Origin of the sequence: Klebsiella sp. V115_8, from assembly GCF_029967715.1 — a bacterium.
Lineage (GTDB): Bacteria > Pseudomonadota > Gammaproteobacteria > Enterobacterales > Enterobacteriaceae > Klebsiella > Klebsiella quasipneumoniae.
In genome coordinates this window covers 283,042-307,189 of record NZ_JASCAR010000002.1, presented here as the reverse complement: position 1 = coordinate 307,189, position 24,148 = coordinate 283,042, and the positions used below count along the sequence as shown (strand labels likewise).

The 24,148-nt window shown below is 57.3% G+C and carries 24 protein-coding genes and 1 other annotated feature (1 of these 25 cut by a window edge); of the genes, 9 read left to right on the top strand and 15 right to left on the bottom strand.

Annotation, left to right across the window (positions count from 1 at the left end; genetic code table 11):
• The first annotated feature begins 183 nt into the window (after window positions 1-183).
• Together QLG03_RS03825 and QLG03_RS03820 are read left to right on the top strand one after the other, a co-directional pair.
• Window positions 184-1,341 (top strand): carboxymuconolactone decarboxylase family protein, encoded by a 1,158-nt coding sequence (locus QLG03_RS03825; RefSeq protein ID WP_255987335.1) that lies wholly within the window; start codon window positions 184-186, stop codon window positions 1,339-1,341.
• An 81-nt stretch (window positions 1,342-1,422) separates the two neighbouring features.
• Complete coding sequence (locus tag QLG03_RS03820) at window positions 1,423-3,357, top strand: exoribonuclease II (RefSeq protein ID WP_023289341.1); 1,935 nt, start codon at window positions 1,423-1,425, stop codon at window positions 3,355-3,357.
• Between the two features lie 7 nt (window positions 3,358-3,364).
• Here QLG03_RS03820 and QLG03_RS03815 read toward each other — a convergent pair whose 3' ends face one another.
• Window positions 3,365-3,490: a hypothetical protein gene (locus tag QLG03_RS03815; protein WP_254915175.1), complete on the bottom strand. Its 126-nt coding sequence runs from the start codon at window positions 3,488-3,490 to the stop codon at window positions 3,365-3,367.
• Between the two features lie 25 nt (window positions 3,491-3,515).
• On the opposite strand from QLG03_RS03815, the gene QLG03_RS03810 reads away from it, so the two are divergent.
• The 3 genes from QLG03_RS03810 to osmB all read left to right on the top strand — a co-directional run bounded on the left by QLG03_RS03810 (window position 3,516) and on the right by osmB (window position 5,008).
• A complete protein-coding gene (locus QLG03_RS03810; RefSeq protein ID WP_004203883.1) occupies window positions 3,516-3,695 on the top strand; it encodes a hypothetical protein in 180 nt (59 codons plus the stop codon).
• A 73-nt stretch (window positions 3,696-3,768) separates the two neighbouring features.
• Complete coding sequence (locus QLG03_RS03805) at window positions 3,769-4,518, top strand: DNA-binding transcriptional regulator YciT (RefSeq protein ID WP_023289340.1); 750 nt, start codon at window positions 3,769-3,771, stop codon at window positions 4,516-4,518.
• 271 nt (window positions 4,519-4,789) lie between these two features.
• The gene (gene osmB / locus QLG03_RS03800; protein ID WP_002901783.1) at window positions 4,790-5,008 is read left to right on the top strand and encodes an osmotically-inducible lipoprotein OsmB; all 219 of its coding nucleotides are present in this window, start codon (window positions 4,790-4,792) and stop codon (window positions 5,006-5,008) included.
• Window positions 5,009-5,137: 129 nt separating this feature from the next.
• Here the strand turns inward: osmB and yciH are convergent, their stop codons facing one another.
• The 5 genes from yciH to pgpB all read right to left on the bottom strand — a co-directional run bounded on the left by yciH (window position 5,138) and on the right by pgpB (window position 8,780).
• Window positions 5,138-5,464, bottom strand: coding sequence for a stress response translation initiation inhibitor YciH (yciH, locus tag QLG03_RS03795; RefSeq protein ID WP_002901782.1), 327 nt, complete (start codon window positions 5,462-5,464; stop codon window positions 5,138-5,140).
• A complete protein-coding gene (pyrF, locus tag QLG03_RS03790; RefSeq protein WP_255987330.1) occupies window positions 5,464-6,201 on the bottom strand; it encodes an orotidine-5'-phosphate decarboxylase in 738 nt (245 codons plus the stop codon). The genes yciH and pyrF overlap by 1 nt, the downstream gene beginning before the upstream one ends.
• A gap of 191 nt (window positions 6,202-6,392) precedes the next feature.
• The gene (gene lapB / locus QLG03_RS03785; protein WP_004203879.1) at window positions 6,393-7,562 is read right to left on the bottom strand and encodes a lipopolysaccharide assembly protein LapB; all 1,170 of its coding nucleotides are present in this window, start codon (window positions 7,560-7,562) and stop codon (window positions 6,393-6,395) included.
• A 6-nt stretch (window positions 7,563-7,568) separates the two neighbouring features.
• Window positions 7,569-7,877 (bottom strand): LapA family protein, encoded by a 309-nt coding sequence (locus QLG03_RS03780; RefSeq protein ID WP_023289338.1) that lies wholly within the window; start codon window positions 7,875-7,877, stop codon window positions 7,569-7,571.
• A gap of 135 nt (window positions 7,878-8,012) precedes the next feature.
• A complete protein-coding gene (gene pgpB / locus QLG03_RS03775) occupies window positions 8,013-8,780 on the bottom strand; it encodes a phosphatidylglycerophosphatase B (protein WP_023289337.1) in 768 nt (255 codons plus the stop codon).
• Between the two features lie 163 nt (window positions 8,781-8,943).
• On the opposite strand from pgpB, the gene ribA reads away from it, so the two are divergent.
• Window positions 8,944-9,546, top strand: coding sequence for a GTP cyclohydrolase II (gene ribA / locus QLG03_RS03770; RefSeq protein ID WP_023289336.1), 603 nt, complete (start codon window positions 8,944-8,946; stop codon window positions 9,544-9,546).
• A 47-nt stretch (window positions 9,547-9,593) separates the two neighbouring features.
• Here the strand turns inward: ribA and acnA are convergent, their stop codons facing one another.
• From acnA to topA, 4 genes are all read right to left on the bottom strand, one after another.
• On the bottom strand, window positions 9,594-12,266 hold the full coding sequence (acnA, locus tag QLG03_RS03765; protein ID WP_255987327.1) for an aconitate hydratase AcnA: 2,673 nt from the start codon (window positions 12,264-12,266) through the stop codon (window positions 9,594-9,596).
• Between the two features lie 389 nt (window positions 12,267-12,655).
• Window positions 12,656-12,823, bottom strand: coding sequence for a YmiA family putative membrane protein (locus tag QLG03_RS03760; protein ID WP_002901776.1), 168 nt, complete (start codon window positions 12,821-12,823; stop codon window positions 12,656-12,658).
• A 245-nt stretch (window positions 12,824-13,068) separates the two neighbouring features.
• Window positions 13,069-14,043, bottom strand: a complete 975-nt coding sequence (gene cysB / locus QLG03_RS03755; protein ID WP_004203875.1) for an HTH-type transcriptional regulator CysB — start codon at window positions 14,041-14,043, stop codon at window positions 13,069-13,071.
• A 343-nt stretch (window positions 14,044-14,386) separates the two neighbouring features.
• The gene (gene topA / locus QLG03_RS03750; RefSeq protein WP_023289334.1) at window positions 14,387-16,984 is read right to left on the bottom strand and encodes a type I DNA topoisomerase; all 2,598 of its coding nucleotides are present in this window, start codon (window positions 16,982-16,984) and stop codon (window positions 14,387-14,389) included.
• Between the two features lie 406 nt (window positions 16,985-17,390).
• Between topA and QLG03_RS03745 the strand changes: the two genes are divergently transcribed.
• On the top strand, window positions 17,391-17,642 hold the full coding sequence (locus tag QLG03_RS03745) for a YciN family protein (RefSeq protein WP_002901761.1): 252 nt from the start codon (window positions 17,391-17,393) through the stop codon (window positions 17,640-17,642).
• Window positions 17,643-17,704: 62 nt separating this feature from the next.
• Here the strand turns inward: QLG03_RS03745 and sohB are convergent, their stop codons facing one another.
• Window positions 17,705-18,751, bottom strand: coding sequence for a protease SohB (gene sohB / locus QLG03_RS03740; protein ID WP_032429135.1), 1,047 nt, complete (start codon window positions 18,749-18,751; stop codon window positions 17,705-17,707).
• A 255-nt stretch (window positions 18,752-19,006) separates the two neighbouring features.
• Here sohB and QLG03_RS03735 point away from each other — a divergent pair, with 255 nt between their 5' ends.
• Together QLG03_RS03735 and cobO are read left to right on the top strand one after the other, a co-directional pair.
• A complete protein-coding gene (locus QLG03_RS03735) occupies window positions 19,007-19,768 on the top strand; it encodes a YciK family oxidoreductase (protein ID WP_032452539.1) in 762 nt (253 codons plus the stop codon).
• The gene (gene cobO, locus QLG03_RS03730) at window positions 19,765-20,355 is read left to right on the top strand and encodes a cob(I)yrinic acid a,c-diamide adenosyltransferase (protein WP_023289331.1); all 591 of its coding nucleotides are present in this window, start codon (window positions 19,765-19,767) and stop codon (window positions 20,353-20,355) included. The genes QLG03_RS03735 and cobO overlap by 4 nt, the downstream gene beginning before the upstream one ends.
• 60 nt (window positions 20,356-20,415) lie before the next feature.
• On the opposite strand, the gene rluB is transcribed toward cobO, so the two are convergent.
• The 4 genes from rluB to rnm form a co-directional block, all read right to left on the bottom strand.
• Window positions 20,416-21,318, bottom strand: a complete 903-nt coding sequence (gene rluB, locus QLG03_RS03725) for a 23S rRNA pseudouridine(2605) synthase RluB (RefSeq protein ID WP_023289330.1) — start codon at window positions 21,316-21,318, stop codon at window positions 20,416-20,418.
• A gap of 380 nt (window positions 21,319-21,698) precedes the next feature.
• Window positions 21,699-22,361 carry a response regulator gene (locus QLG03_RS03720; RefSeq protein ID WP_101976736.1) on the bottom strand — a complete coding sequence of 221 codons (663 nt, stop codon included), beginning with the start codon at window positions 22,359-22,361 and terminating at the stop codon, window positions 21,699-21,701.
• An 81-nt stretch (window positions 22,362-22,442) separates the two neighbouring features.
• Window positions 22,443-23,063: an L-threonylcarbamoyladenylate synthase gene (locus QLG03_RS03715; RefSeq protein ID WP_023289328.1), complete on the bottom strand. Its 621-nt coding sequence runs from the start codon at window positions 23,061-23,063 to the stop codon at window positions 22,443-22,445.
• A 16-nt stretch (window positions 23,064-23,079) separates the two neighbouring features.
• The gene (gene rnm, locus QLG03_RS03710) at window positions 23,080-23,943 is read right to left on the bottom strand and encodes an RNase AM (protein WP_023289327.1); all 864 of its coding nucleotides are present in this window, start codon (window positions 23,941-23,943) and stop codon (window positions 23,080-23,082) included.
• A 159-nt stretch (window positions 23,944-24,102) separates the two neighbouring features.
• Window positions 24,103-24,148, top strand: a sequence feature (Trp leader region); it runs 50 nt beyond the window's last position.

Below are 24,148 nucleotides of genomic sequence, written 5' to 3'. Positions count from 1 at the left end.
TTCCCCTCCTCGCCCCGGTGAGGAGGGTTTTCCCTTCCCAGGCCTTGCGCTCCCCCTGTTATTCCAATCGGCTATTTGTTAGCACGTATCAATATTTTCTCCTGCTTCCGGGTTACGCCAGGATAGTTCTGCATAAACGATCCGCGGAACGGCGGTTCGCCACATACCGAACAAGGAAAGCCCATGGAGCCACGCCGCGTGAATGGCAAAAACCACTGGTATCACGAAACCCAGTCAACAATCTGCCCGGTGGATGTCCTGCCGCTCGTCCCTGAAGCCGCCCATGTTGAAGACCGCTTTTTGCTGGACCTGACGCTGCCGGACGCCTGGCTACACGCCCACACAGGCTGGCTACGCCCCGCGCGCCAGCTCGCCGAGCGGCTGTTTCCCGACCAGGTGGCGGTAAGCCGCCTGCAAACCTTTACCGCCTACGATCGCCTGAGCACTGCGCTGACCGTCGCCCAGGTCTACGGCGTCCAGCGACTGTGTAACCACTATGCCGCCCGCCTGGCGCCCCTGCCGGGGCCCGACTCTTCGCGCGAGAGCAACCGTCGTCTGGCTCAGATCACCCAATACGCTCGTCAGCTCGCCGGTTCACCCTCCGTCATTAACGCCCTTTCCCGCAGCCAGCTGGACGAAGTGGGCCTGACCAGCCGGGATATTATCCTAATCAACCAGATTATCGGTTTCGTCGGCTTCCAAGCGCGGGCGATTGCCGTGCTGCAGGCGGCGCAGGGCTTCCCGGTGCGCTGGATCCCCGGCATGCCGCAGCAAGAGGAGGCGCCCGCCGGCCTGTTCGCCATCCCGCCGGGAGAGTGGCAAACCGACATTGAAGACCCCGATCTGCAGTATGCCGATGACGAGCGCCAGCGGCGCATCGCCAGCTGGCAGTCGCTGCCCGGCCTGGGCCCGCTGGCTCCGCTGCTGGCCTGCGACCCGCAGTTGATGGCGCCGCTGGAGACGCTGTTACGCCAGCTTTGCGGCAACGATACCTTTGGCCCGCAGGTCGCCTTACTCACCGCGCGCACCAATGGCAGCGCCACCTGTTTTGACGCCTGGCTCCCCCACTGGCACGGTGAAGAAGCGTTCGTCAGCCATTTACGGGAGGGCGATCAGGCTCTCCATCGCTGGCTTGGGCAGCATCCTCAGTCGCGCGCGCTCGTTACCGCGGTACAGTTGTTAACCCGCTCCCCGGACCGGTTTAGCGCCGCCCAGTTAACACCCCTCGGCGAATATGGACTCTCAGCGGAACAAGCGATCGATCTGTTAACCTGGAGCGGGCTGTGCGGCTGGATGAATCGTCTGAAAATCGCCCTCGGCAATGTGCGTCAGCAGACGTAAATTGCTGAAACAGCGCTTGCTGCGACAGGCATAATCGCGTAAAAATGTCAGCCGCTCTTTTAGCCACGAAAATACCTAATTATGTTTCAGGATAACCCGCTGCTAGCGCAGCTTAAACAGCAACTGCATTCCCAGACGCCGCGCGCGGAAGGGGTCGTTAAGGGCACGGAAAAGGGCTTTGGCTTCCTCGAAGTGGACGCTCAGAAGAGCTACTTCATTCCGCCGCCGCAGATGAAAAAAGTGATGCATGGCGACCGTATCGTTGCGGTGATCCATTCTGAAAAAGAACGCGAAAGCGCCGAGCCGGAGTCGCTGGTTGAGCCTTTCCTGACCCGTTTCGTCGGTAAAGTCCAGAAGAAAGACGATCGCCTCGCTATCGTTCCTGACCATCCGCTGCTGAAAGACGCCATTCCCTGCCGCGCCGCCCGTGGCGTTGAGCATGATTTCAAACAGGGTGACTGGGCCGTTGCTGAAATGCGCCGTCATCCGTTAAAAGGCGACCGCGGATTTTACGCGGAGCTGACCCAGTTCATCACCTTCAGCGACGACCACTTTGTCCCGTGGTGGGTGACGCTGGCGCGCCATAATCTGGAAAAAGAGGCACCGGACGGCGTCGCCACCGAGATGCTTGACGAAGGGCTGACACGCCGCGATTTGACCGCCCTCGACTTCGTCACCATTGACAGCGCCAGCACCGAAGATATGGACGATGCGCTGTATGTCGAATCTGGCGCCGACGGCAAACTGTTGCTGACGGTGGCGATCGCTGACCCGACCGCATGGATTGCCGAAGGCAGCAAGCTGGACAACGCCGCAAAAGTACGCGCCTTTACCAACTATCTGCCGGGATTCAACATCCCGATGCTGCCGCGCGAACTGTCAGACGACCTGTGTTCCCTGCGTGCCGATGAAGTGCGCCCGGTGCTGGCCTGTCGGATGACCCTGGCGGCCGATGGCACCATTGAAGACAACATCGAGTTCTTTGCCGCCACCATCGAATCGAAAGCCAAGCTGGCCTATGACGACGTCTCTGACTGGCTGGAAGGCCGCGGCAGCTGGCAGCCGGGCAGCGAGGCGATCGCGCAGCAAATTACGCTGCTGAAGGACGTGTGTCAGCGTCGCAGCGAATGGCGTCAGACCCACGCGCTGGTGTTTAAAGACCGCCCGGATTACCGTTTCGTCCTCGGCGAAAAAGGCGAAGTGCTGGACATCGTCGCGGAACCGCGTCGTATTGCCAACCGTATTGTCGAAGAGTCGATGATCGCCGCCAATATCTGTGCCGCCCGCGTTCTGCGCGACAAGCTCGGCTTCGGCGTTTATAACGTCCACACCGGCTTCGACCCGGCGAATACCGAGCAGCTGGCGGCCCTGCTGAAGACCCACGACGTACACGTTGATCCGACGGAAGTGCTCACCCTGGAAGGTTTCTGCAAGCTGCGCCGCGAACTGGACGCCCAGCCGACCGGTTTCCTCGACAGCCGCATACGCCGTTTCCAGTCGTTTGCTGAAATCAGCACCGAGCCGGGCCCGCACTTTGGTCTCGGTCTTGAGGCCTACGCCACCTGGACCTCGCCGATCCGTAAGTATGGCGACATGATCAACCACCGTCTGCTTAAGGCCATCATCAAAGGCGAAACCATTGCGCGCCCGCAGGATGAAGCCACCGTGCAGATGGCGGAGCGCCGTCGTCTCAACCGCATGGCCGAACGCGATGTCGCCGACTGGCTGTATGCCCGTTTCCTCAACGATAAAGCCGGCACCGATACCCGCTTTGCGGCGGAGATCATCGACATCAGCCGCGGCGGGATGCGCGTGCGTCTGGTGGACAATGGCGCGGTCGCCTTTATTCCGGCCCCGTTCCTTCACGCCGTGCGCGACGAACTGGTCTGCAGCCAGGAAAACGGCACCGTGCAGATCAAGGGAGAAGTGGTCTACAAAGTGACCGATGTTATCGATGTCACTATCGCTGAAGTCCGCATGGAAACTCGTAGCATCATTGCTCGTCCGGCTGCCTGACGTCTCATCACAGCGGTTCCTCCGGGAACCGCTCCTTCTTTCCTCCCTGTCCCGCCATTTCCGTCGCGCCGATTAAGGTTGTGCGTTTTTTTCGCTTCTCTTTTTCACCCATTTTTAGCATCATTGATTTCATTCGTTTTTGTTACCAGGATAATGCCATGTCAGATGTGAATGCCCACCTGCTCGCCCAACGTATCGATACCGTGCTGGATATTCTGGTTGCCGGTGATTACCACTCTGCGATCCATAATCTGGAGATCCTCAAAGCGGAGCTGCTGGCGCTGGCGGCAGACGACGCCGAGCAAAACAAACCACCCAAAGCGCCCTGGGAAATCTGATTATCGCCCACATGCCGCAACCGGCGATGCTGACCGGTTGCTCGCCGTATAGCCCCCTAACAGTGATGTTGCTATGAACGCCCGACAACAAAGTATTTTGCAAGTGGTCATCGATAAAGGCCGCATGAGCGTCGCCGATCTGGCGAAGATGACCGGAGTTTCAGAGGTCACCATCCGTCAGGATCTGAACCTGCTGGAGAAGCAGAGCTATCTGCGCCGCACCCATGGCTACGCCGTCCCACTGGACAGTGAAGATGTCGAAACCCGCATGATGACCCATTTCGCCATTAAGCGTGAACTGGCCAGCCGCGCCGCGGCGCTGGTGAATGCCGGCGAAACGGTATTTATCGAAAACGGCAGCAGCAACGCCCTGCTGGCGCGCACCCTGGCCGAACGCGGCGATATCACCATCATCACCGTCAGCAGCTATATCGCCCATCTGCTGAAAGAGACGCCGGGAGAGGTGATCCTGCTGGGCGGGATTTACCAGAAACGCAGTGAAAGTATGGTTGGCCCACTGACCCGCCAGTTCATCCAGCAGGTGCATTTCAGTAAAGCCTTTATCGGGATCGATGGCTGGCAGGCGGAAACCGGCTTTACCGGTCGCGATATGATGCGTGCGGACGTGGTTAACGCCGTTCTGGAGAAGCACTGCGAAGCGATTATCCTCAGCGATAGCTCAAAATTCAGCGCGGTGCACCCCTATCCGCTTGGGCCAGCCGGCCGCTTCAATCGTGTTATCACCGACGATCGTCTACCGAACGACTGCCGTGAGCAGTTGCTGCGCAGCGGCCTGACTGTGGATATTGTACCCTACGTCTGATGTGTCTCCGCCCCGTCCCAGCCAAGCGTCGGACGGGCGCGTTAACGCTCTGAGAGTATTCCGAGCCGGTAATTAAGACTTTTTACCTGACGCTAAATTTTAAAAAAAGTAAAATTATTATTAGCGATATAACAGGAAGTGACTATCACCTGCGTGATTTTCGTGATACCTGCGCACCCTAACTTCATGGAATTGCCCTAAAGCTGCTTTATCAGGCTATGCTTACAGGAGCGCTGTAATCCATGAATAGATTATTCAGGAGAAAAAAATGATGACTTCAACGAGCAAAAAAATGGCTGCTGTTGTTCTGGCTGTCACTGTAGCAATGTCTCTGAGCGCTTGCTCTAACATGTCTAAACGCGATCGTAACACTGCTATCGGCGCAGGTGCCGGCGCCATCGGCGGTGCGGTGTTAACTGACGGTAGCGCACTCGGTACCCTGGGTGGCGCAGCAGTCGGTGGTATTATTGGTCACCAGGTCGGCAAATAATATATTTATCTGACGAAATAAAAGAATAATTCACACGAATTGACTTACGCACGTTAAAACATTCAAGGCCGCGGCATTCACCGCGGCCTTGTTATTTCACCAGGCCATTAATTAGGGTTGAAATAACAATTAGCCGCCGGCTAACTTCACCTTCATCCCTTTCGCCTCGAGCAGCGACTTCAGTAAATCCCGTTTGTCGCCCTGGATCTCGATCACGCCATCTTTCACCGCGCCGCCGCAGCCGCATTTCTTCTTCAGCTCTGCCGCCAGCGCAGTGAGCGCCGCATCGTCGGCATCAATTCCGCTAATCAGACAGACGCCTTTGCCCTTGCGGCCGCTGGTCTGGCGCTGGATCCGCACAATACCGTCGCCTTTCGGGCGCACCGGCGCCGGTTTCGCCTCGTCGATACGCCCGGTTTCGGTGGAGTAGACCAGACGGCTGTTGGAATCGCTCATTATGCCCCCTTGCGCAGAGAATCGTTGATCGCCCGCAGCGTCGCGGCTGGATCGGTCGACTGGGTAACCGGGCGGCCAATAACCATATAGTCCACCCCTGCCGCCTGAGCCTGCTCGGGAGTCATGATCCGCCGCTGATCGCCAGCGTCGCTGCCCTGCGGACGGATACCCGGGGTGACCAGCTTGAACGCCTGCCCCAGCTCTTGCTTAAAGCGTACCGCCTCCTGAGCTGAACACACCACCCCGTCGAGGCCGCAGCGTTGGGTCAGCGCCGCCAGCTTCACCGCGTAGTCAGCCGGGGATAAGGTAATGCCCAGATCCTGCAGGTCGCTGGACTCCATGCTGGTGAGGACGGTGACGGCGATGAGCAGCGGCGCGTCTTGACCAAAGGGCAGCAGCGCTTCGCGTGCCGCGGTCATCATCCGCGCGCCGCCGGAGGCATGGACATTCACCATCCATACGCCAAGCTCGGCAGCGGCCGCCACCGCGCGGGCGGTAGTGTTGGGAATATCGTGAAACTTAAGGTCCAGGAACACCTCAAACCCACGCTGATGCAGATCGCGGACAAACTGCGGTCCCAGCAGGGTGAACATCTCTTTGCCCACCTTCAGGCGGCAGTCGCGCGGGTCGATGCGGTCGACAAATGCCAGCGCTTTATCGCGATTATCATAGTCGAGCGCAACCACAACGGGAGAGGAAGTGACAGCGCGGGAAGATGGGATAGCTGTTGACGTCATGACCAGACCTTAGTGTTGATGGGCGCCAGAGGGCGCAAAAAAGGTAAACGGGCAGCATTCTACCTGTGAAGCTAACAAAATAACAGGCTGCTGTTTTGCCCTGCGCGGCCGATGGCGATGCCGGGGCTGCAGGCGGTGACGGGGAAGAAATGATAAGTATGTTGTAACTAAAGCGCCTCTTTTTTTTGACCTTACTGGCCGTCGAGGCCGCGAATAGGTTTGATGGTCGCCCAGGAGCGGCAGGACGGACAATGCCAGTAGAGAGTATGAGCGGTAAAGCCGCATTTCTGACAACGGTAGCGCGGTTTGCTGCGCACCTGTTCGCCGACCATGTTTCGCAGCACCCCAAGGCTTTCTTTCGCCCGCCCTTCTTCCGCTTCGTTGAGATGGTAGTCCATCAGCTTATGGAATACGCGCATGGTCGGGTGGCGCTCAAGCTGCCGGGTCACGTAGTTTTGCGCCGCTTCGACCCCTTCCCGCTGCTCAAGGATCTGCGCCAGCATCAGTTCGGCGGTCGCCCCGGCGTTCTCCTCCACACAGCGGCGCAGGAAAACTTCCCATTCATCGGCTTTGCCGAGCTGCTGGTAGCAGGTCTGCAGCATCTCCAGCGTCTCACCCACCAGCTCTTTATCCTGATCGATAACCCGCTCGAGGCTCTCCACCGCTTTGGCGTAGTCGCCCTTCTCCATCCACACCCGGCCCATCATGATCGAAACCCGGGCGCTGTTGCGGTCCGCGGCGGCGCCTTTCTTCAACAGCGCCATCGCCTTATCCAGATCGTTGGCCGCCATCTGCTGCAGGGCCAGTTCGCACCAAAAGTTGGCGATTTCGCCACGATGTTTCTCTTTCCCCAGCTTCACCAGCCGTTCAGCCACCTCGATAGCCGACTGCCAGTCGCTGGTCGCCTGGTAGATCTGCAGCAGCTGCTGCAGCGCGCCGAGGCGAAAATCGGTCTCATCCACCAGCTGTTTGAACATATCTTCCGCGCGGTCATACAGCCCGGCGGCCATATAGTCGCGCCCCAGCTGTTGCACCGCCAGCAGGCGCTGGTCGTAGGTGAGCGACGCGCTTTCCATCAGACTCTGGTGAATACGGATCGCGCGGTCGACCTCGCCGCGCGAGCGGAACAGGTTGCCGAGGGTCAGGTGGGCCTCAACGGTGCCGGTATCCTCTTTCAGCATATCAAGGAACAGATCGACGGCTTTATCCTGCTGGTTGCTAAGCAGAAAGTTTACCCCCGCCACGTAATCCCGTGACAGGCGGCTCGCGTCGTCCTGTTTGGACTGTTGTGCACTTCTGCGCCCCATGTACCAGCCGTAGGCGGCGGCAACGGGTAAAAGCAGAAACAACAACTCCAGCATAAGAGGTTATTCCTTCACCGCAGGCACGCCTGCCTCGACAGCCGCCGGGCTGACAGGAGCAATCTGGTGCTCAAGGCGCTTAATTTTCCGCTCCGCGCGCGCCAGCGAGACGCGCACCCGCAGCCAGAACAGGCCGCAGATCAGCCAGCCGATGGCAAAGCCCGCAGCGAACAGCACCGCCAGCAGCGTCGAAATGCGGAATTCACCCTGAGCGAGCAAATAGTTGAAAGTGACCTGTTGGTCATTCTGCGCCCCCAGCGTCACTGAAATGACGAAGATTGCTAACACCAGTAAGAAAATGAGTAAATATTTCACATGACTTCCCGTTCTGTGGGTTGCGCGTAAAAAGCCCGCTTTCAGCCCTATAAAGTATCATTTTCGCCGCAGCGGTGGAACGAAAAAGCACGGCAACTCGACAGGATATGCGGTCGGATGCCGCTAAAATCAACATTATTCCGCTTCAGGCATCCGTTTTTTAATATCCTGCGCCTCTTCCCCCGGCGGCGAAAGCGGCCCGCAAAGACGCTGCGTCAGCCAGCAGGCCACCGTGACCAGCAGCCAGGAGATCAGCGTAGCGACGATGAGATCCAGCGGCCAGTGCATACCGAGCGCCAGGCGACTCCCCATCACCGCCGTCGCCCACGCCAGCAGTACCGCGATCGTGCCCCAGCGCCGACGCGGCCACAGCAGCCCGGCAGCGAGCAGCGCCCAGCTGGCGGCGAACATCGTATGGCCTGACGGGAATGCAAACCCGGTCTCTTTCTGCCAGTGTTTGCGTAAAAACGGCGGGATGTCCTGCGCCTGCGCCAGCTGCTCATGCACCAGTTTAGCGCGTTCTTTGCGCTTTAACGCGTAGAATTGCGTCACCGGCACCTGCCTGGCGTTTTCCAGCCAGATGACAAACGGTCTCGGCTCCTGAACCCGCGCCTTGACCCAGGATTTGGTCCCCTGTCCCACCAGGATGGCGGCGGCAAGAATGAGGAACAGGATCAGCGCCGCGCGCAGACGAAAGCGCAGGCACCAGAGAAACCAGGCGCACAGCACAACATGGGTGATAATTCCCCACGGCTGGGTCACCGTTTCCGTCACCCACCAGAGGCTTTTCAGCCATACCACCGGCAGTCCTGGCTGCCACAGCCAACCAGACAGCCAGACCGTGAGGGGCATGACCAGCAGCAGCGCCGCCGCGAGAGCGGTTCGTCGGGCAATCAACAGCATTTTCTCTCCTTCTCCTTGTAGATGAACATCATAGCGGAAAGTAGATCGTTTGTGCGCTTTCCGCGCGGCTAACCGTTCGTGATTAGGAGAACGTCCCGGCGTTGTGGCAAAATAGCGGTAAACAGAAAGCACATTCAGGTGCTGACAGAATCTGGAGAATCACATGCAGCTTAAACGTGTGGCAGAAGCCAAACTGCCAACCCCCTGGGGCGATTTCCTGATGGTGGGTTTTGAAGAACTGGCAACCGGACAGGATCATGTCGCGCTGGTATACGGCGATATTTCAGGGCAGTCGCCGGTGCTCGCCCGCGTCCATTCAGAATGTCTGACGGGCGATGCCCTGTTTAGCCTGCGCTGTGATTGCGGCTTTCAGCTGGAGGCGGCCCTGTCGCATATCGCCGAAGAAGGCCGGGGGATCCTGCTCTATCATCGTCAGGAAGGTCGCAACATTGGTTTATTGAATAAGATCCGCGCCTACGCGCTGCAGGATCAGGGTTATGACACTGTCGAAGCGAACCATCAGCTTGGCTTCGCCGCCGATGAACGCGACTTCACTCTGTGCGCCGATATGTTCAAGCTGCTCAACGTTGAGCAAGTGCGGTTGTTAACCAACAACCCGAAAAAAGTGGAAATCCTCAGCGAAGCCGGGATTAACATTGTGGAGCGCGTTCCGCTGATCGTCGGGCGCAACCCGAAAAACGCCCACTATCTGGACACCAAAGCCGCCAAGATGGGCCATCTGCTGAACAGCAAGCCGGCGGAATAATACCGGCGGCAGCGTAAAGAGAGGGCCAGCGATGCTGGCCCTTCGTTTTACAGCATATTGCGGATAACGTAGTGCAAAATGCCGTCGTTGCGGTAGTAGGTGAGTTCGGTCGCCGTGTCGATACGACACCGGCAGGCGATCACCTCCTGCGAGCCGTCAGCGCGGGTGAGGGTCACTGGCACCGTGGCGCCGGGCTGCAGCGACTGCAGGTTACTGACATCAATCCGCTCTTCGCCGGTCAACTGTAGCGTTTTACGGGTGACGCCCTGCGGGAACTCCAGCGGCAGAATCCCCATCCCGATCAGGTTGGAGCGGTGGATACGTTCGAATGACTCAGCGATCACCACCCGGATCCCCAGCAGGCGCGGCCCCTTCGCCGCCCAGTCGCGACTGGAACCTGAGCCATACTCCTTACCAGCAATCACCGCCAGCGGTATGCCCTCAGCTTTATATAGCATCGCTGCATCGTAGATCGCCACCGGTTCGCGGTCCGGCAGATGGCGGGTCATGCCCCCTTCCACCCCCGGCACCATTTCGTTGCGGATGCGGATATTGGCGAAGGTGCCGCGCATCATCACCTCATGGTTACCGCGACGGGAGCCGTAGGAGTTAAAGTCGCGCAGGGCAACCCCATGCGCCTGCAGATAGCGGCCTGCCGGACTATCGGCTTTGATGCTTCCCGCCGGCGAAATGTGGTCGGTGGTCACTGAATCGCCCAGCATGGCGAGGATCCGCGCGCCGTGAATATCCTCCACCGGCAGCGGCTCAATGCCCATCTCGTCAAAGAACGGCGACAGGCGAATATAGGTCGAATCTTCCTGCCAGTCGTAGGTATCTGACGCCTCCACCTTGATCGCCTTCCACTCCTCTGTCCCGGAAAACACTTCCGCGTACTCTTTGCGGAACATCTCCGTGGAGACCTGTTCCACCGCGCGGGCAATCTCCTCCCCGCTCGGCCAGATATCTCTCAGATAGACCGGCTCGCCGTCGCTGCCCTGCCCCAGCGGCTCGCGGGTAAGATCGATGTTCATGTTCCCGGCCAGCGCGTAAGCGACCACCAGCGGCGGCGAGGCCAGCCAGTTGGTTTTCACCAGCGGGTGGATACGCCCTTCGAAGTTACGGTTACCGGAGAGCACCGCCCCGACGGTGAGGTCGCCCTTTTTGATTGCTTCTTCAATAGGTTCCGGCAGCGGGCCGGAGTTACCGATACAGGTGGTACAGCCATACCCCACCAGATTGAAGCCGAGCTGGTCGAGGTAAGGCGTCAGGCCGGCATGGGCCAGATAATCCGACACCACTTTCGAGCCCGGGGCCAGAGAAGCTTTCACCCACGGCTGCGGCTGCAGTCCGCGTTCGACGGCTTTTTTCGCCAGCAGGCCGGCGGCCATCAGCACGCTGGGGTTGGAGGTGTTGGTACAGGACGTGATCGCCGCAATGGCCACAGCGCCATCCGGCAGCGAATAGTGATGCCCGTTCAGCGTATACGCCACCGGCTGGCGCTGACGCTGAAGGTGGTTAACCTCCAGCTCGCCGCTGGCGGCAAAGGCTTTCGGCACATCGCCGAGCGCCACGCGATCCTGCGGCCGCTTCGGCCCGGCGAGGCTTGCTTCAACGCTGCCCATATCCAGCGCCAGGGTACTGGTAAAGACCGGCTCATCGCCCGGCTGGCGCCACATGCCCTGCGCTTTGGCATAGGCTTCCACCAGCGCCACCTGTTCTTCGCTACGTCCGCTGAGGCGCATATAGCTGAGCGTCACGTCATCGATCGGGAAGAAACCGCATGTGGCGCCATACTCTGGCGCCATATTGGCGATGGTGGCGCGGTCGGCCAGGGGCAAGGTATCCAGACCGTCACCGTAGAACTCAACAAATTTTCCGACCACGCCGTGCTGGCGCAGCATCTGGGTGACCGTCAGGACCAGGTCAGTAGCGGTAATGCCTTCGCGCAATTTGCCGCTGAGCTTAAAGCCTACCACATCGGGGATCAGCATCGACACCGGCTGGCCAAGCATGGCGGCTTCCGCTTCAATCCCGCCCACGCCCCAGCCCAGCACGCCGAGCCCGTTAATCATGGTGGTATGGGAGTCGGTGCCCACCAGGGTATCCGGCCACGCCATCCACTTCCCGTTCACCTCTTCGCTCCACACCGCCCGTCCGAGATATTCCAGGTTGACCTGGTGGCAAATCCCGGTGCCCGGCGGCACCACGCTGAAGCGGCTGAAGGCCTGCTGCCCCCAGCGCAGAAAAGCGTAGCGTTCGTGGTTACGTTCCATTTCCAGGCGGACGTTGTCTTCAAAGGCTTCGTCATCGCCGAAGCGGTCGACCGTCACCGAGTGGTCGATCACCAGGTCGACCGGCGACAGCGGGTTCACCTTCGCGGTATCGCCGCCCAGGCGTTTCACCGCCTCGCGCATGGCGGCCAGATCCACCACCGCCGGTACGCCGGTAAAGTCCTGCATCAGGACGCGGGCCGGACGATAAGCAATCTCCCTGTCGGCATGGGCCTGCTGCAGCCAACCGGCAAGGGCGCGAATATCTTCTTCAGTCACCGAGTCACCGTCCTGCCAGCGCAACAGGTTCTCCATCAGCACCTTCAGCGACTTGGGCAGTCGACTGAGATCGCCCAGCTGCTTCTCCGCCAGCGGCAGACTGTAGTAATGCCAGGTTTTCGCGTTAACCTGCAGCGTATCCTTACTGGCTTCTCGTAGGGTTGACGACATAGCTCCTCCTTTATCTCAGGGATGGCATACCCCGATTCTCCTCAGGGTCTCCATTAAAGATAACACATGCTGGGCATAACACTTTGATAACAACCCAAATTGCTAAATCTGATGTGACGGAGAGGGGTTAAAAGGGAATTATCTACGCGCAGAGGAAATAGCACCAAAATAGTGCAGAGAGGTCTTTTAAGCGATATTGTATTAGTACACGAGGACAAAAAAAGAGCTAATCATTACCTGCTGGCCGATTAGCTCTTGTGATTGATTTCAGGTTGGATGAATCCCGCGGCAAAATATATTCTCCCTGTATTGCCGGTCACTGATTTTATATTACAGTTTCCTTTCACTGTCATAAAAATGACATGTATCTACAACGATGACCTACAGCTTTAGCTGACAATCCAGATGTTGCAGATGGTGAGCGCGATGATGCTCCAGAACATCGCCAGCCCTACCAACACTACGCCCCATACGCGACTACGCAGAACGGGATCGATTTCGGTTTTGTCATTTTCGTATGACATCGCCAGTTTCATGTAATCGATATTACTTATCATATTGTCACCACCAATTGCTCAAATCATCAGGTACAGATAAATCTTAATTATGGATAAACGATTAATCCAGTGAATTTAGGCCTGATGGAATATATTTGACCGGTTATTTGATCGCGGCGGGCATTATGAAAAACGTGTTATCAGAAATTCTTAATTTTGTGATTGGTTCGAGGTTTAAGTTGTTAAATAAGGGCCATGATAGTTAATGGCACTCCTTACACGGAATGCCATTAATTTTAACGGGGTTATTTTTCCGGAAGTTTTATATCTTTAAACATCGCTTCAATATCTTCATTCGACCGTAGCGCCACTGCGGTATCCACGACATCCCGGGTCAGATGGGGTGCAAAACGTTGAATAAAATCATACATGTAGCTTCGTAAGAAGGTGCTACGGCGGAAACCTATTTTAGTGGTGCTGTGGCTGAAAATACCGTTGGCATCCAGCTTCACCAGGTCCGGATCGGAGACCGGATCTACCGCCATGCTGGCAATCACCCCAACCCCCAGCCCCAGGCGAACATAGGTTTTAATGACGTCGGCATCGGTAGCGGTAAAGACAATGCGCGGCGTCAGGCCCGCACGGTTAAACGCGGTGTCCAGTTCGGAGCGGCCGGTGAAGCCAAAGGTATAGGTCACCAGCGGGTACTGCGCCAGCTCTTCTATTGATACCGAGCCCCTGGAGGCCAGAGGATGCTCCGGCGTCACCACTATCGACCGGTTCCAGTGATAGCATGGCAGCATCACCAGGTCGTCATACAGATGCAGCGCTTCGGTAGCAATGGCGAAGTCGGCGTTGCCTTTCGACACGGCTTCGGCGATCTGGGTTGGCGAACCCTGATGCATATGGAGCGACACCCGCGGATAGCGTTCAATAAAGCCCTTGATCACCCCGGGCAACGCATAGCGCGCCTGGGTATGGGTGGTCGCCACGTATAGCGACCCTTTGTCCGGCCAGGTATGCTCCCCGGCGACAGATTTGATGGCATCGACTTTCGACAACACCTCGCGGGCAATACGGATGATCTCCTGCCCGGCAGGCGTCACCTGAGTCAAATGCTTGCCGCTGCGGGCAAAGATTTGGATGCCCAGCTCGTCTTCCAGCATACGCACCTGCTTACTGATGCCTGGCTGAGAGGTATAAAGCCCTTCGGCGGTGGATGAAACATTCAGGTTATGGTTAACCACCTCAACGATGTAGCGAAGCTGTTGTAGTTTCATGCTGATATCCGTTTGCGCGTAAAATGAAGCCGCTTAATACACTTTACGTTCAGGCAACTTGTCGCCGGTGAAGGCCAGGCCTCCCGGCAGTTGACCCTAGTGGCGCCGCAACGCATCCTGAAAGCGATGATGTATAAGACGTTTTAATAATAAAAAAGGCATTAACTATAACCACTATATCATTTATATCAACACTGTATAGACGGTAACGAAAAATAATATAGGTGGTTATAAGAGGGTGAAAAGCGCGGAGAGAAAGGAAAACGACACGGCAGAGGCATCCATGGCCCCTGCCGGCCGCCAGAGCAGGAAAAGCGCCCTTTTCCTGCCTGATAATGGTCAGTTACTTTTTAGCTTCCGTCCATTTACCGTCGATAAAGAAGGCAGACCAGCCGGTCGCTTTGCCCTCTTTTTCGGACGCTACGTACTGTTGCTTCGTTTTACGGCTAAAGCGCACCAGCGTCTTATTGCCTTCCGGATCCTGCTGCGGCGCATCGGCGAGATAACGCAGTTTTTCCGGCAGACGATCGCGGAAGCGGTACAGCTCTTCCACCAGCGGCGCGCGCGTTTCCCGTGATTTCGGGAAGGTGTTGGCCGCCAGGAAGACGCCCGCGGCCCCGTCACGCAGCACGAAATAGGCGTCAGACTTCTCACACGGCAGCTCCGGCAGCGGCACCGGATCTTCCTTCGGCGGCGCCACTTCCCCATTGCGCAGGATCTTACGCGTATTCTTACACTCGTCGTTGGTACAAGCCATGTACTTCCCAAAACGCCCCATCTTCAGGTGCATCTCGGAGCCGCACTTCTCGCACTCCACTACCGGACCGTCATAGCCCTTGATGCGGAACTCGCCCTCTTCAATCTCATAGCCATCGCAGGTCGGGTTGTTACCGCAGACGTGCAGTTTACGCTTGGGATCGATAAGGTAGCTGTCCATCGCCGTACCGCACTTCTGGCAGCGGCGTTTGGCGCGCAGCGCGTTAGTTTCGGCGTCATCGCCTTCCAGCACGTTGAGGACTTCGTTTTCCGGCACCAGGTTAATGGTGGTTTTGCAGCGCTCTTTCGGCGACAGGGCATAGCCCGAACAGCCGAGGAAAACGCCGGTGCTGGCGGTACGGATACCCATTTTACGGCCGCAGGTCGGGCAGTCGATGCTGGTAAGCACCATCGGGTTCGGCTGCATGCCGCCCTCTTCCGGATCTTTCTCCGCCGTCTCCAGCTGGGTGGTAAAATCGCCGAAGAAGTGGTTCAGCACCTCTTTCCACTCGGCCTGGTGGTTAGCCACCTGATCGAGACGATCTTCCATCTGCGCGGTGAAGTCGTAGTTCATCAGATCGCGGAAGTTCTCTTCCAGTCGGTCGGTGACGATCTCGCCCATTTTCTCCGCGTAGAAACGACGGTTTTCCACTCGCACGTAACCACGATCCTGAATGGTGGAGATAATCGAGGCATAGGTCGACGGACGGCCGATGCCGCGTTTTTCCAGCTCTTTAACCAGCGAGGCTTCGCTGAAGCGCGCCGGCGGCTTGGTAAAGTGCTGCGCAGGCGTCAGCTCGACCAGGCTCAGCTGGTCGCCCTGTTTGACCAGCGGCAGGGTCCGGTCTTCATCGCCCTTGCGCAGGGCCGGCATCACTTTGGTCCAGCCGTCGAAGCGTAAGGTACGACCGCGCGCTTTCAGTTTGAAATCGCCCGCCGCCACGGTCAGCGTCGTGGAGTCGTACTGCGCCGGCGTCATCTGACAGGCGACAAACTGGCGCCAGATCAGCTGATACAGTTTCTGCGCATCCGCTTCCATATCTTTCAGCGTTTCCGCCAGCACGTTCACATCAGACGGACGAATCGCTTCGTGCGCTTCTTGTGAATTTTCTTTGCTGGCGTACTGATTCGCGCTTTCCGGCAAATATTTTTTACCAAACTTATCGCTGATATAACCGCGAACCATGTTCAGCGCGTCCTGACTCAGGTTGGTGGAGTCGGTACGCATATAGGTGATGTGCCCCGCCTCATAGAGACGTTGAGCCATCATCATGGTCTTTTTCACGCCGAAGCCGAGACGGGTGCTGGCCGCCTGCTGCAGGGTGGAGGTGATGAACGGCGCGCCCGGCTTACTGCTGGTCGGCTTGTCTTCCCGCTCCAGTACGCTGTAGCTGGCTTTTTCCAGCAGCGATACCGCCGCCATCGTCTCATCACGGCTGACCGGACGGAATGGCTTATCATCCTTATGGGTCACCTGCAGCGGCAGCGCGTCGCCGCCCGGCGTGGTGGTACTGGCATCAACTTCCCAGTACTCTTCCGGGACGAACGCTTTGATTTCACGCTCACGCTCCACCACCAGGCGGACCGCGACGGACTGCACGCGCCCGGCAGAAAGACCACGGGCGATTTTTTTCCACAGCAGCGGCGAAACCATATAACCCACCACGCGGTCCATAAAGCGACGCGCCTGCTGGGCGTTAACCCGATCGATATTCAGCTCGCCCGGCTTTTCGAAAGCCTGACGAATGGCGTTTTTGGTGATCTCATTGAACACCACGCGGCTGTAACGCTGCTCATCGCCGCCGATGACTTCCCGCAGGTGCCAGGCAATGGCTTCCCCTTCGCGGTCAAGGTCGGTTGCGAGATAGATGTGGTCAGCTTTTTCCGCCAACTGTTTGAGTTCTGAAACTACCTTTTCTTTACCCGGAAGTACTTCATAATGCGCATTCCAGTCATGCCATGGGTCCACGCCCATGCGGTTAACCAGAGCACCACGTTCGTCCTTTTTAGGCTTTTTAGCCCCTTTGGTGGCGGTAGAGTCGGTGCTCTTTTTGGAAGCTGATCCACTGGTCGGCAAATCGCGGATATGACCGACGCTGGATTTCACCACGTAGTCATTACCCAGATACTTATTGATCGTTTTGGCTTTTGCCGGGGACTCAACGATAACGAGAGCTTTACCCATATTCACCTTTACCTAATTTGATTCATCCAGGAATACATCGCACATTCATACACCCTCCACTGGCGACTGCCTCATATGTTGCGGCACCGTCGGTGAATATCAACCCAGAACACCTGTTTCAACTCCGTAAAACCAGGCGCTTGAGTTTGCTGACCTTTTTTCGTCAGGTGACATAGCACGAAGAATTTTTGGCCGAATGTCAAGCAAATCTGTTGCCAGATCGCCGAAAGCGTCACACTGTACCTGATAAAATTCGTTACGCAACTTTATTAGCATGCAAAAGCGAATCACGCCAGTAAACGGCTGTTTCTCCACTGGTTACGATTACCCCTGTTTTGTCCATGGAAAATTTGCCCCGCGCCGCCGCGCGGCGTAAACTACGCCCGGAGAAAAAGAGGAGTCCGTTATGCAAGGTACAACCCAACCAATCGATCGCCAGACGCTGCTCGAAAAAGCCAACAAACTTATTCGCGAACATGAGGATACGTTAGCCGGTATCGAAGCCACCGACGTCGTTCAGCGCAACAATGTCCTGGTGTTTAGCGGTGAGTTTTATCTTGATGAGCAGGGTCTGCCGACGCCAAAGAGTACAGCGGTATTTAATATGTTTAAGTACCTCGCCCATGAGCTGTCGGACAAATATCACCTTGTCGATTAAGACCGGCGTAGATTAAGACCGCTCTAAACGAGAACGCGAGGCAGAGCCTCGCGTTTTATCATCTACATCAGCGGCTTCTGTCCGCGCTGCCACCAGCGCAGCAGCAGTCGATCGGCACTCTCCGCCGCGCTACCGGTGAAGCGATCGAGCATTTTCTTACGCTGTTGATAACGCACCCCGATAACCTCGTGGCTTTCCATTAATCCCAGCAGCAGCTCATCGCTGGTTTCAACCGCATCTACCAGCCCTTTTTCCAGCGCCTGTACCCCGTACCAGTGTTCGCCAGTGGCCACCTGCTCAATATCAAGGCCCGGGCGCATCCGATGGACGAAATCCTTGAACAAATGGTGCGTCTCATTGAGATCCTCGCGGAACTTGCGCCGTCCTTCTTCAGTGTTTTCACCCAGCATAGTGAGCGTTCGTTTGTACTGTCCGGCGGTGTGCAGTTCGATATCAATATCTTTGTTCTTCAGGAAACGGTGGAGGTTTGGGATCTGCGCCACCACGCCAATAGAGCCGAGGATCGCAAACGGCGCCGAGACAATTTTGTTCGCCACGCAGGCCATCATATAGCCGCCGCTGGCCGCCACTTTATCGACCGCCACCGTCAGCGGGATCTGTTTGTCACGCAAGCGCTGCAGCTGAGAGGCAGCCAGCCCGTAGCCGTGCACCACCCCGCCGGGGCTTTCCAGACGAATCACCACCTGATCGCGCGCTTTCGCCGCGGCCAGCACCGCGGTGATCTCTTCGCGCAGGCTGGTGACCTCATGGGCATCCATACTACCTTTGAAATCCAGCACCCAGGCGCGCGGCTTGCCTTCCGGCTCCACGTTACCCAGCTTCGCCCGCGCTTTCGCCGCCTTCGCCTCTTGCTTTTGCTTTTTCTTCTGCGACTTATGCCACTGCTTCTGCTGCGGGCCATCCAGCAGGGCCACCGCCAGCGACTCCTTCATCTCTTTATAATGCTCGCTAAGATTCGTCACCCGCAGCTCGCCGCGCTGCTTCTTGCGCTGGGCCAGGTTGACGATAATAGCGGCAATCACCGCGATAGCGACGACAACGGTCGCGATCTTGGCTAAAAATAAGCCATACTGAGCAAGTAATTCCACGTTTTCACCTTGTGTAAAGCACTGACGTTGCTGCACAGTGTACATCAGCCCCTGGCGAGAAGTCTTTGTGCTTTGTGTCCTCTGCGCAGCGGATTCCGTTTTTTTTCAGCGAGGCTGAAATCGTTGCAAGATATTAATTTTGTGAATACTTTCCGCTTCGCCGATTGCAATGGCGGGCGCTTTCAGGCATAACAGCGCAAAAGTGAGATACCAAAGATGAAGCGCGATCGAGAGCCGATCGCCAAAGGAGTCGCCGTGCATTATCAACCGCAACGCCACTTGCTGAAAGATCGCATCATTCTGGTCACCGGGGCCAGCGACGGAATTGGCCGTGAAGCGGCCCTGACCTACGCCCGCTACAGCGCCAGCGTGATTCTGCTTGGCCGCAACGACGAAAAACTGCGCGCCGTCGCCCAGGAGATTGAACGCGAGGGCGGTATTTCCCCCCGCTGGTTTACTCTCGACCTGCTAACCTGCACGCCGCAGGCGTGTCAGCAGCTGGCGCAGCAGATCAGCATGCACTATCCCCGCCTTGACGGCGTGCTGCACAATGCTGGCCTGCTCGGCGATATCTGCCCGATGGATGAGCAGAAACCGGAGGTCTGGCAGCAGGTGATGCAGGTGAACGTCAATGGCACCTTTATGCTGACCCAGGCGCTTCTTCCTTTATTACTCCGTTCCGAATCAGGTTCGCTGGTCTTTACCTCATCCAGCGTCGGTCGTCAGGGTCGCGCCAACTGGGGCGCCTATGCCGTCTCCAAATTCGCCACCGAAGGGATGATGCAGGTGCTGGCCGACGAGTACCAAAGCCGCCACCTGCGCGTGAACTGCATCAACCCTGGCGGCACCCGCACCGGCATGCGCGCCAGCGCGTTCCCGACGGAAGATCCGCTGAAACTGAAAACCCCCGCTGACATTATGCCCGTCTATCTGTGGCTGATGGGCGACGACAGTCGTCGCAAGACGGGAATGACCTTCGACGCCCAACCGGGGCGTAAACCAGGAATTGCCCAATGAGTGATGAACGCTACCGCGAACGCCAGCAGCGGCTGAAAGATAAAGTTGACGCCCGGGTGGCGGCGGCCCAGGACGAACGCGGCATTGTGATGGTCTTTACCGGCAACGGCAAAGGCAAAACCACCGCCGCCTTTGGCACCGCGACCCGCGCCGTCGGCCACGGCAAAAAAGTCGGCGTGATCCAGTTTATCAAGGGGACCTGGCCTAACGGCGAGCGTAATCTGCTGGAGCCACACGGCGTCGAATTCCAGGTAATGGCGACAGGCTTTACCTGGAACACCCAGGACCGCGACAGCGATACCGCCGCCTGTCTGGCGGTCTGGGAGCATGCCCGCCGTATGCTTGCCGACGACCAGCTCGATCTGGTGCTGCTGGACGAACTGACCTACATGGTGGCCTACGATTACCTGCCGCTGGAGGCGGTGCTGAGCGCCCTACGTGAGCGTCCTGCCCACCAGTCGGTGATCATCACCGGCCGCGGCTGTCATCGCGATATTATTGAACTGGCGGATACCGTCAGCGAGCTGCGCCCGGTGAAACATGCCTTTGATGCCGGCATTAAAGCACAGATGGGGATTGACTACTGAGGGCCGGATACGGCGAAAGGAAGTCCGCGTTCCGGCGCAAAACCACCGGAACGCGCAACATTAACCGTTGGTCTTATTGCGGGTACTGGAACGGCGGTTGCTGTTATTACCCTGGCGCGGGTTAGCGCTGCTCTGGCTGTGGCGCTTCACCGCCCGGCGGATCTGATTGGCTTTCAACCGGCGACGATCTTTTTCAACGGCGACCTTAGAGCTGGTTTCCGGAGTGAGTTCCACCAGCTCGCGCAGGTAGTTGGTCTGCGCCAGGTCCAGCTCGGTATAGCCGCCGCGCGGCAGGCCTTTCGGCAGCAAAATATCGCCGTAGCGCACGCGGATCAGGCGGCTGACCTGCACGCCGACCGCTTCCCACAGGCGACGCACTTCGCGGTTACGCCCTTCGGTCAGGGTGACGTTGTACCACTGGTTAATCCCTTCACCGCCGGTGAATTTAATGGTTTTAAACGCCGCCGGACCATCCTCTAGCTGCACGCCGCGAGACAGCTGACGCAGCTTATCTTCATCCACCTGGCCGAAAACGCGAACGGCGTACTCACGCTCGACTTCACGGCTCGGGTGCATCAGACGGTTTGCCAGTTCGCCGTCGGTGGTGAACAGCAGCAGGCCGCAGGTGTTGACGTCCAGACGACCAACGGCAATCCAGCGCGCGCCGCGCAGTTTAGGCAGACGATCGAACACCGTCGGGCGCCCTTCCGGATCGTTACGGGTGCACAGTTCGCCTTCCGGCTTGTAGTAAGCCAGCACGCGGCAGATCTGCTCGGCGGACTCTTTCACCGAGATCAGATGGCCATCGATACGAATTTTTAAACCGGGGACGATTTCCACACGGTCGCCGAGGGTGGCGATTTTGCCATCGACGCTGACGCGGCCAGCTTCGATTTTCGCTTCAATTTCACGGCGGGAGCCGTGGCCGGCGCGGGCCAGCACTTTTTGCAGTTTCTCGCTCATTGAGCTTCCTTAAGGTGTCGCCTTCCCAGGCGTCTGGTATGCTTTATGAAACAATGAGGCCTTTATCAACAACTCATTGTTACGTATATACTTTTTACGTAAAGTCTCGCTGGCATGCGCAAAACATTCACCGCGAGCCCGTAATCGTGGCCGAACATACTACACTAACTTCGTCGGGAAAGCTTCTGTTCGCCACACCGCGCCTTGAGTATGGAACAGATTTTGCGCGGACGCTTAAATTTGCGAGCAGCCTGAACCTGAAAAGACCTGGTGGGTCATTGATTATCAATCCGGGAAAGGAAATTTACAGATAACCCGCCTCCAGCGTGGATTTAGCAAGGGGTGGAATGCAGAAGCCATCCTCTGGATTTGATGGATAATTATTTTTTTAACGCCCCCATGACCAGGCGAAATAATTCCGGCGGATTATTGGTCGCGTCTAAAGCGCCATGCTGTTTTGCTTGTTCCTTATGCTGAGCAGCATTGGAGCTCGCATAGATAATGTATGGAATGTCTTTGCCCTTTCTTCTTAGCTCATCCAGGAGAGTATATCCCGCACGATCATCCCCAGGCCTCTTCATATCGGAAATAATCACATCAAACGACTGATTTTTTAGTCTTTCGAGAGCCTCGTCGGTAGATACTACATTAACAAACCTTATGCCCAGAGCTTCCATGGACTGACGTTCAAAGCGATTACCATTGGGTCTGTCATCAACCCACAAGATGACGGCATCACCCGCTCTTCGCAATACTCTCGGCGTTACAGCCTGAGACACTACGTTGACGTCATCCAGAACGCTTTGCTCTACATTACCCTCGCCTTTAGCAATGGTACCTTTGCTGGCCAATGCAGCGGCAAGATTGGCACTAGACTCAGCCCCTTTATTGAAGGTCTCGACTTCAAAGCCGGGACCTTTAATGGAAAGGCGGCTGAGGTTTTCAAGAAACCGGTTGATTGCAGTTCCAAATCGACATAGAAAAAACAGAACAATAGCGGGCCAAATAACAACATTGATTAACGATATCAGCTCATGAAGCATAACCAGGTTCTCCCATGAGACTTTCAGGAGCCAGACAGGCTCCTGACCTTCGAGCGTTGCTTCAGCCCACTTTTCGTCAGATTACAGAAACGGCCTCACGTCGCCGACGCCTTCGCGCAGAACCACCGGAGCGTCTTCAGTGAGATCGATAACCGTGGTCGGCTGCTGTCCAAGGAAGCCGCCGTGGATAATGAGGTCCACGACTTTCTCCAGACGATCTTTGATCTCTTCCGGGTCGGATTCGGTAAAGTCGCTGCCGGGCAGCATCAGCGAGGTGGAGAGCATCGGTTCGCCTAAGGTCTCAAGCAACGCCTGAGCGATGGGATTGGACGGGACGCGCATACCAATGGTTTTACGCTTCTCCTGCAGCAGCCGGCGCGGCACCTCTTTCGTTCCTTTGAGGATAAAAGTGTAGTTGCCCGGCGTATTGTTTTTCATCAGGCGAAACGCCACGTTGTCCACAAAGGCGTAGGTTGACAGTTCGGACAGGTCGCGGCACATCAGGGTGAAGTTGTGTCCGTCCGGCAGCTGACGGATGCGGCAGATCCGCTCCATCGCGCCCTTGTCTTCAATTTTGCAGCCCAGCGCGTAGCCGGAGTCAGTAGGATAAACGATCACCCCGCCCTTACGCACAATCTCCACCGCCTGGTTAATCAACCGCGCCTGCGGGTTATCCGGATGGATATAAAAAAACTGGCTCATACTTCCCTCTCAATTTTTATTCGGCGGCCGCTTCCCAGCTGTGCCAGACGCCTTCGACGCCGGCAGGGAGCCAGAGCTTACGGCCAAGCTCGATCCACGCGCAGGGCTGATGGAAATCGGATCCCTGCGACGCCAGAAGACCAAACTGCACGGCCAGGGCGGCCAGTTGAGCGCGTTCGTGGGGCGCCTGCTGGCACTGGGCCACTTCCATGGCATCACCGCCCTGCTCGCTAAAGTGGGCCAACAGCCGCTTCAGCCACTTGGCGGAAAGATCGTAACGTCCGGGATGGGCTATCACCGCCTTGCCGCCAGAATGATGAATGACATCAATTGCTTGTTTTATTGTACACCACTGCGGCGGCACGTAACCGGTTTTCCCGCGGGCAAGGTATTTTTTGAAGACCTCCGCCATGTTCTTCGCGTGGCCGGCCTCCACCAGAAAACGGGCAAAATGGCCGCGGGTGACGGCGCCACCGTCCGCCAGCCGCAGCGCCCCTTCCCAGGCGCCGGGGATGCGCGCCTTCTCCAGACGCTCGGCAATCATCTGGCCGCGCTGCTGGCGCCGCGCTTTCTGCTCCTCCAGCAGGGCGGTCATCGCCGGGTGTGCAATATCAATATTGAGACCCACAATATGAATCTCGTGATTCTCCCAGAGGGTGGAAATCTCGACGCCGTTCACCAGGGTCAAGGGTAATCCGGCGCGGGCAATCTCTTCCCGGGCCGCCGGGATAGCCGCCACGCTGTCATGGTCGGTGATCGCCAGCGTGCCAACGCGCATCTCATGGGCGCGATGGACCAGTTCCTGCGGAGTCAGCCGCCCGTCAGAGGCGGTGGTATGGCTGTGCAGATCGTAAATCACTGCGTATTGGCTGTCGCTCAAAAGGACTCCTGCTGGACATCAACGTAAATAAGCGCATTATCATACCGACAGGCAGAGAAAATCTGCAAACAAGGGTTGACTTTATTCCATCGAACTAGTTAACTAGTACGCAAGTTCACATGAAGGGGTATCACGATGAAAATGCACTTTATCACTCTGCACAGCTGGTGGCGCACCTCCTGATAACGGGCGGCGTGATCGCGTT

Excerpts from the sequence above, each read along its gene's own strand:
- QLG03_RS03825 (WP_255987335.1), top strand. The coding sequence starts at position 184 with ATGGAGCCACGCCGCGTGAATGGCAAAAACCACTGGTATCACGAAACC.
- QLG03_RS03820 (WP_023289341.1), top strand. The coding sequence starts at position 1,423 with ATGTTTCAGGATAACCCGCTGCTAGCGCAGCTTAAACAGCAACTGCAT.
- QLG03_RS03815 (WP_254915175.1), bottom strand. The coding sequence starts at position 3,490 with ATGAAATCAATGATGCTAAAAATGGGTGAAAAAGAGAAGCGAAAAAAA.
- QLG03_RS03810 (WP_004203883.1), top strand. The coding sequence starts at position 3,516 with ATGTCAGATGTGAATGCCCACCTGCTCGCCCAACGTATCGATACCGTG.
- QLG03_RS03805 (WP_023289340.1), top strand. The coding sequence starts at position 3,769 with ATGAACGCCCGACAACAAAGTATTTTGCAAGTGGTCATCGATAAAGGC.
- osmB (WP_002901783.1), top strand. The coding sequence starts at position 4,790 with ATGACTTCAACGAGCAAAAAAATGGCTGCTGTTGTTCTGGCTGTCACT.
- yciH (WP_002901782.1), bottom strand. The coding sequence starts at position 5,464 with ATGAGCGATTCCAACAGCCGTCTGGTCTACTCCACCGAAACCGGGCGT.
- pyrF (WP_255987330.1), bottom strand. The coding sequence starts at position 6,201 with ATGACGTCAACAGCTATCCCATCTTCCCGCGCTGTCACTTCCTCTCCC.
- lapB (WP_004203879.1), bottom strand. The coding sequence starts at position 7,562 with ATGCTGGAGTTGTTGTTTCTGCTTTTACCCGTTGCCGCCGCCTACGGC.
- pgpB (WP_023289337.1), bottom strand. The coding sequence starts at position 8,780 with ATGCTGTTGATTGCCCGACGAACCGCTCTCGCGGCGGCGCTGCTGCTG.
- ribA (WP_023289336.1), top strand. The coding sequence starts at position 8,944 with ATGCAGCTTAAACGTGTGGCAGAAGCCAAACTGCCAACCCCCTGGGGC.
- acnA (WP_255987327.1), bottom strand. The coding sequence starts at position 12,266 with ATGTCGTCAACCCTACGAGAAGCCAGTAAGGATACGCTGCAGGTTAAC.
- QLG03_RS03760 (WP_002901776.1), bottom strand. The coding sequence starts at position 12,823 with ATGATAAGTAATATCGATTACATGAAACTGGCGATGTCATACGAAAAT.
- cysB (WP_004203875.1), bottom strand. The coding sequence starts at position 14,043 with ATGAAACTACAACAGCTTCGCTACATCGTTGAGGTGGTTAACCATAAC.
- topA (WP_023289334.1), bottom strand. The coding sequence starts at position 16,984 with ATGGGTAAAGCTCTCGTTATCGTTGAGTCCCCGGCAAAAGCCAAAACG.
- QLG03_RS03745 (WP_002901761.1), top strand. The coding sequence starts at position 17,391 with ATGCAAGGTACAACCCAACCAATCGATCGCCAGACGCTGCTCGAAAAA.
- cobO (WP_023289331.1), top strand. The coding sequence starts at position 19,765 with ATGAGTGATGAACGCTACCGCGAACGCCAGCAGCGGCTGAAAGATAAA.
- rluB (WP_023289330.1), bottom strand. The coding sequence starts at position 21,318 with ATGAGCGAGAAACTGCAAAAAGTGCTGGCCCGCGCCGGCCACGGCTCC.
- QLG03_RS03720 (WP_101976736.1), bottom strand. The coding sequence starts at position 22,361 with ATGCTTCATGAGCTGATATCGTTAATCAATGTTGTTATTTGGCCCGCT.
- QLG03_RS03715 (WP_023289328.1), bottom strand. The coding sequence starts at position 23,063 with ATGAGCCAGTTTTTTTATATCCATCCGGATAACCCGCAGGCGCGGTTG.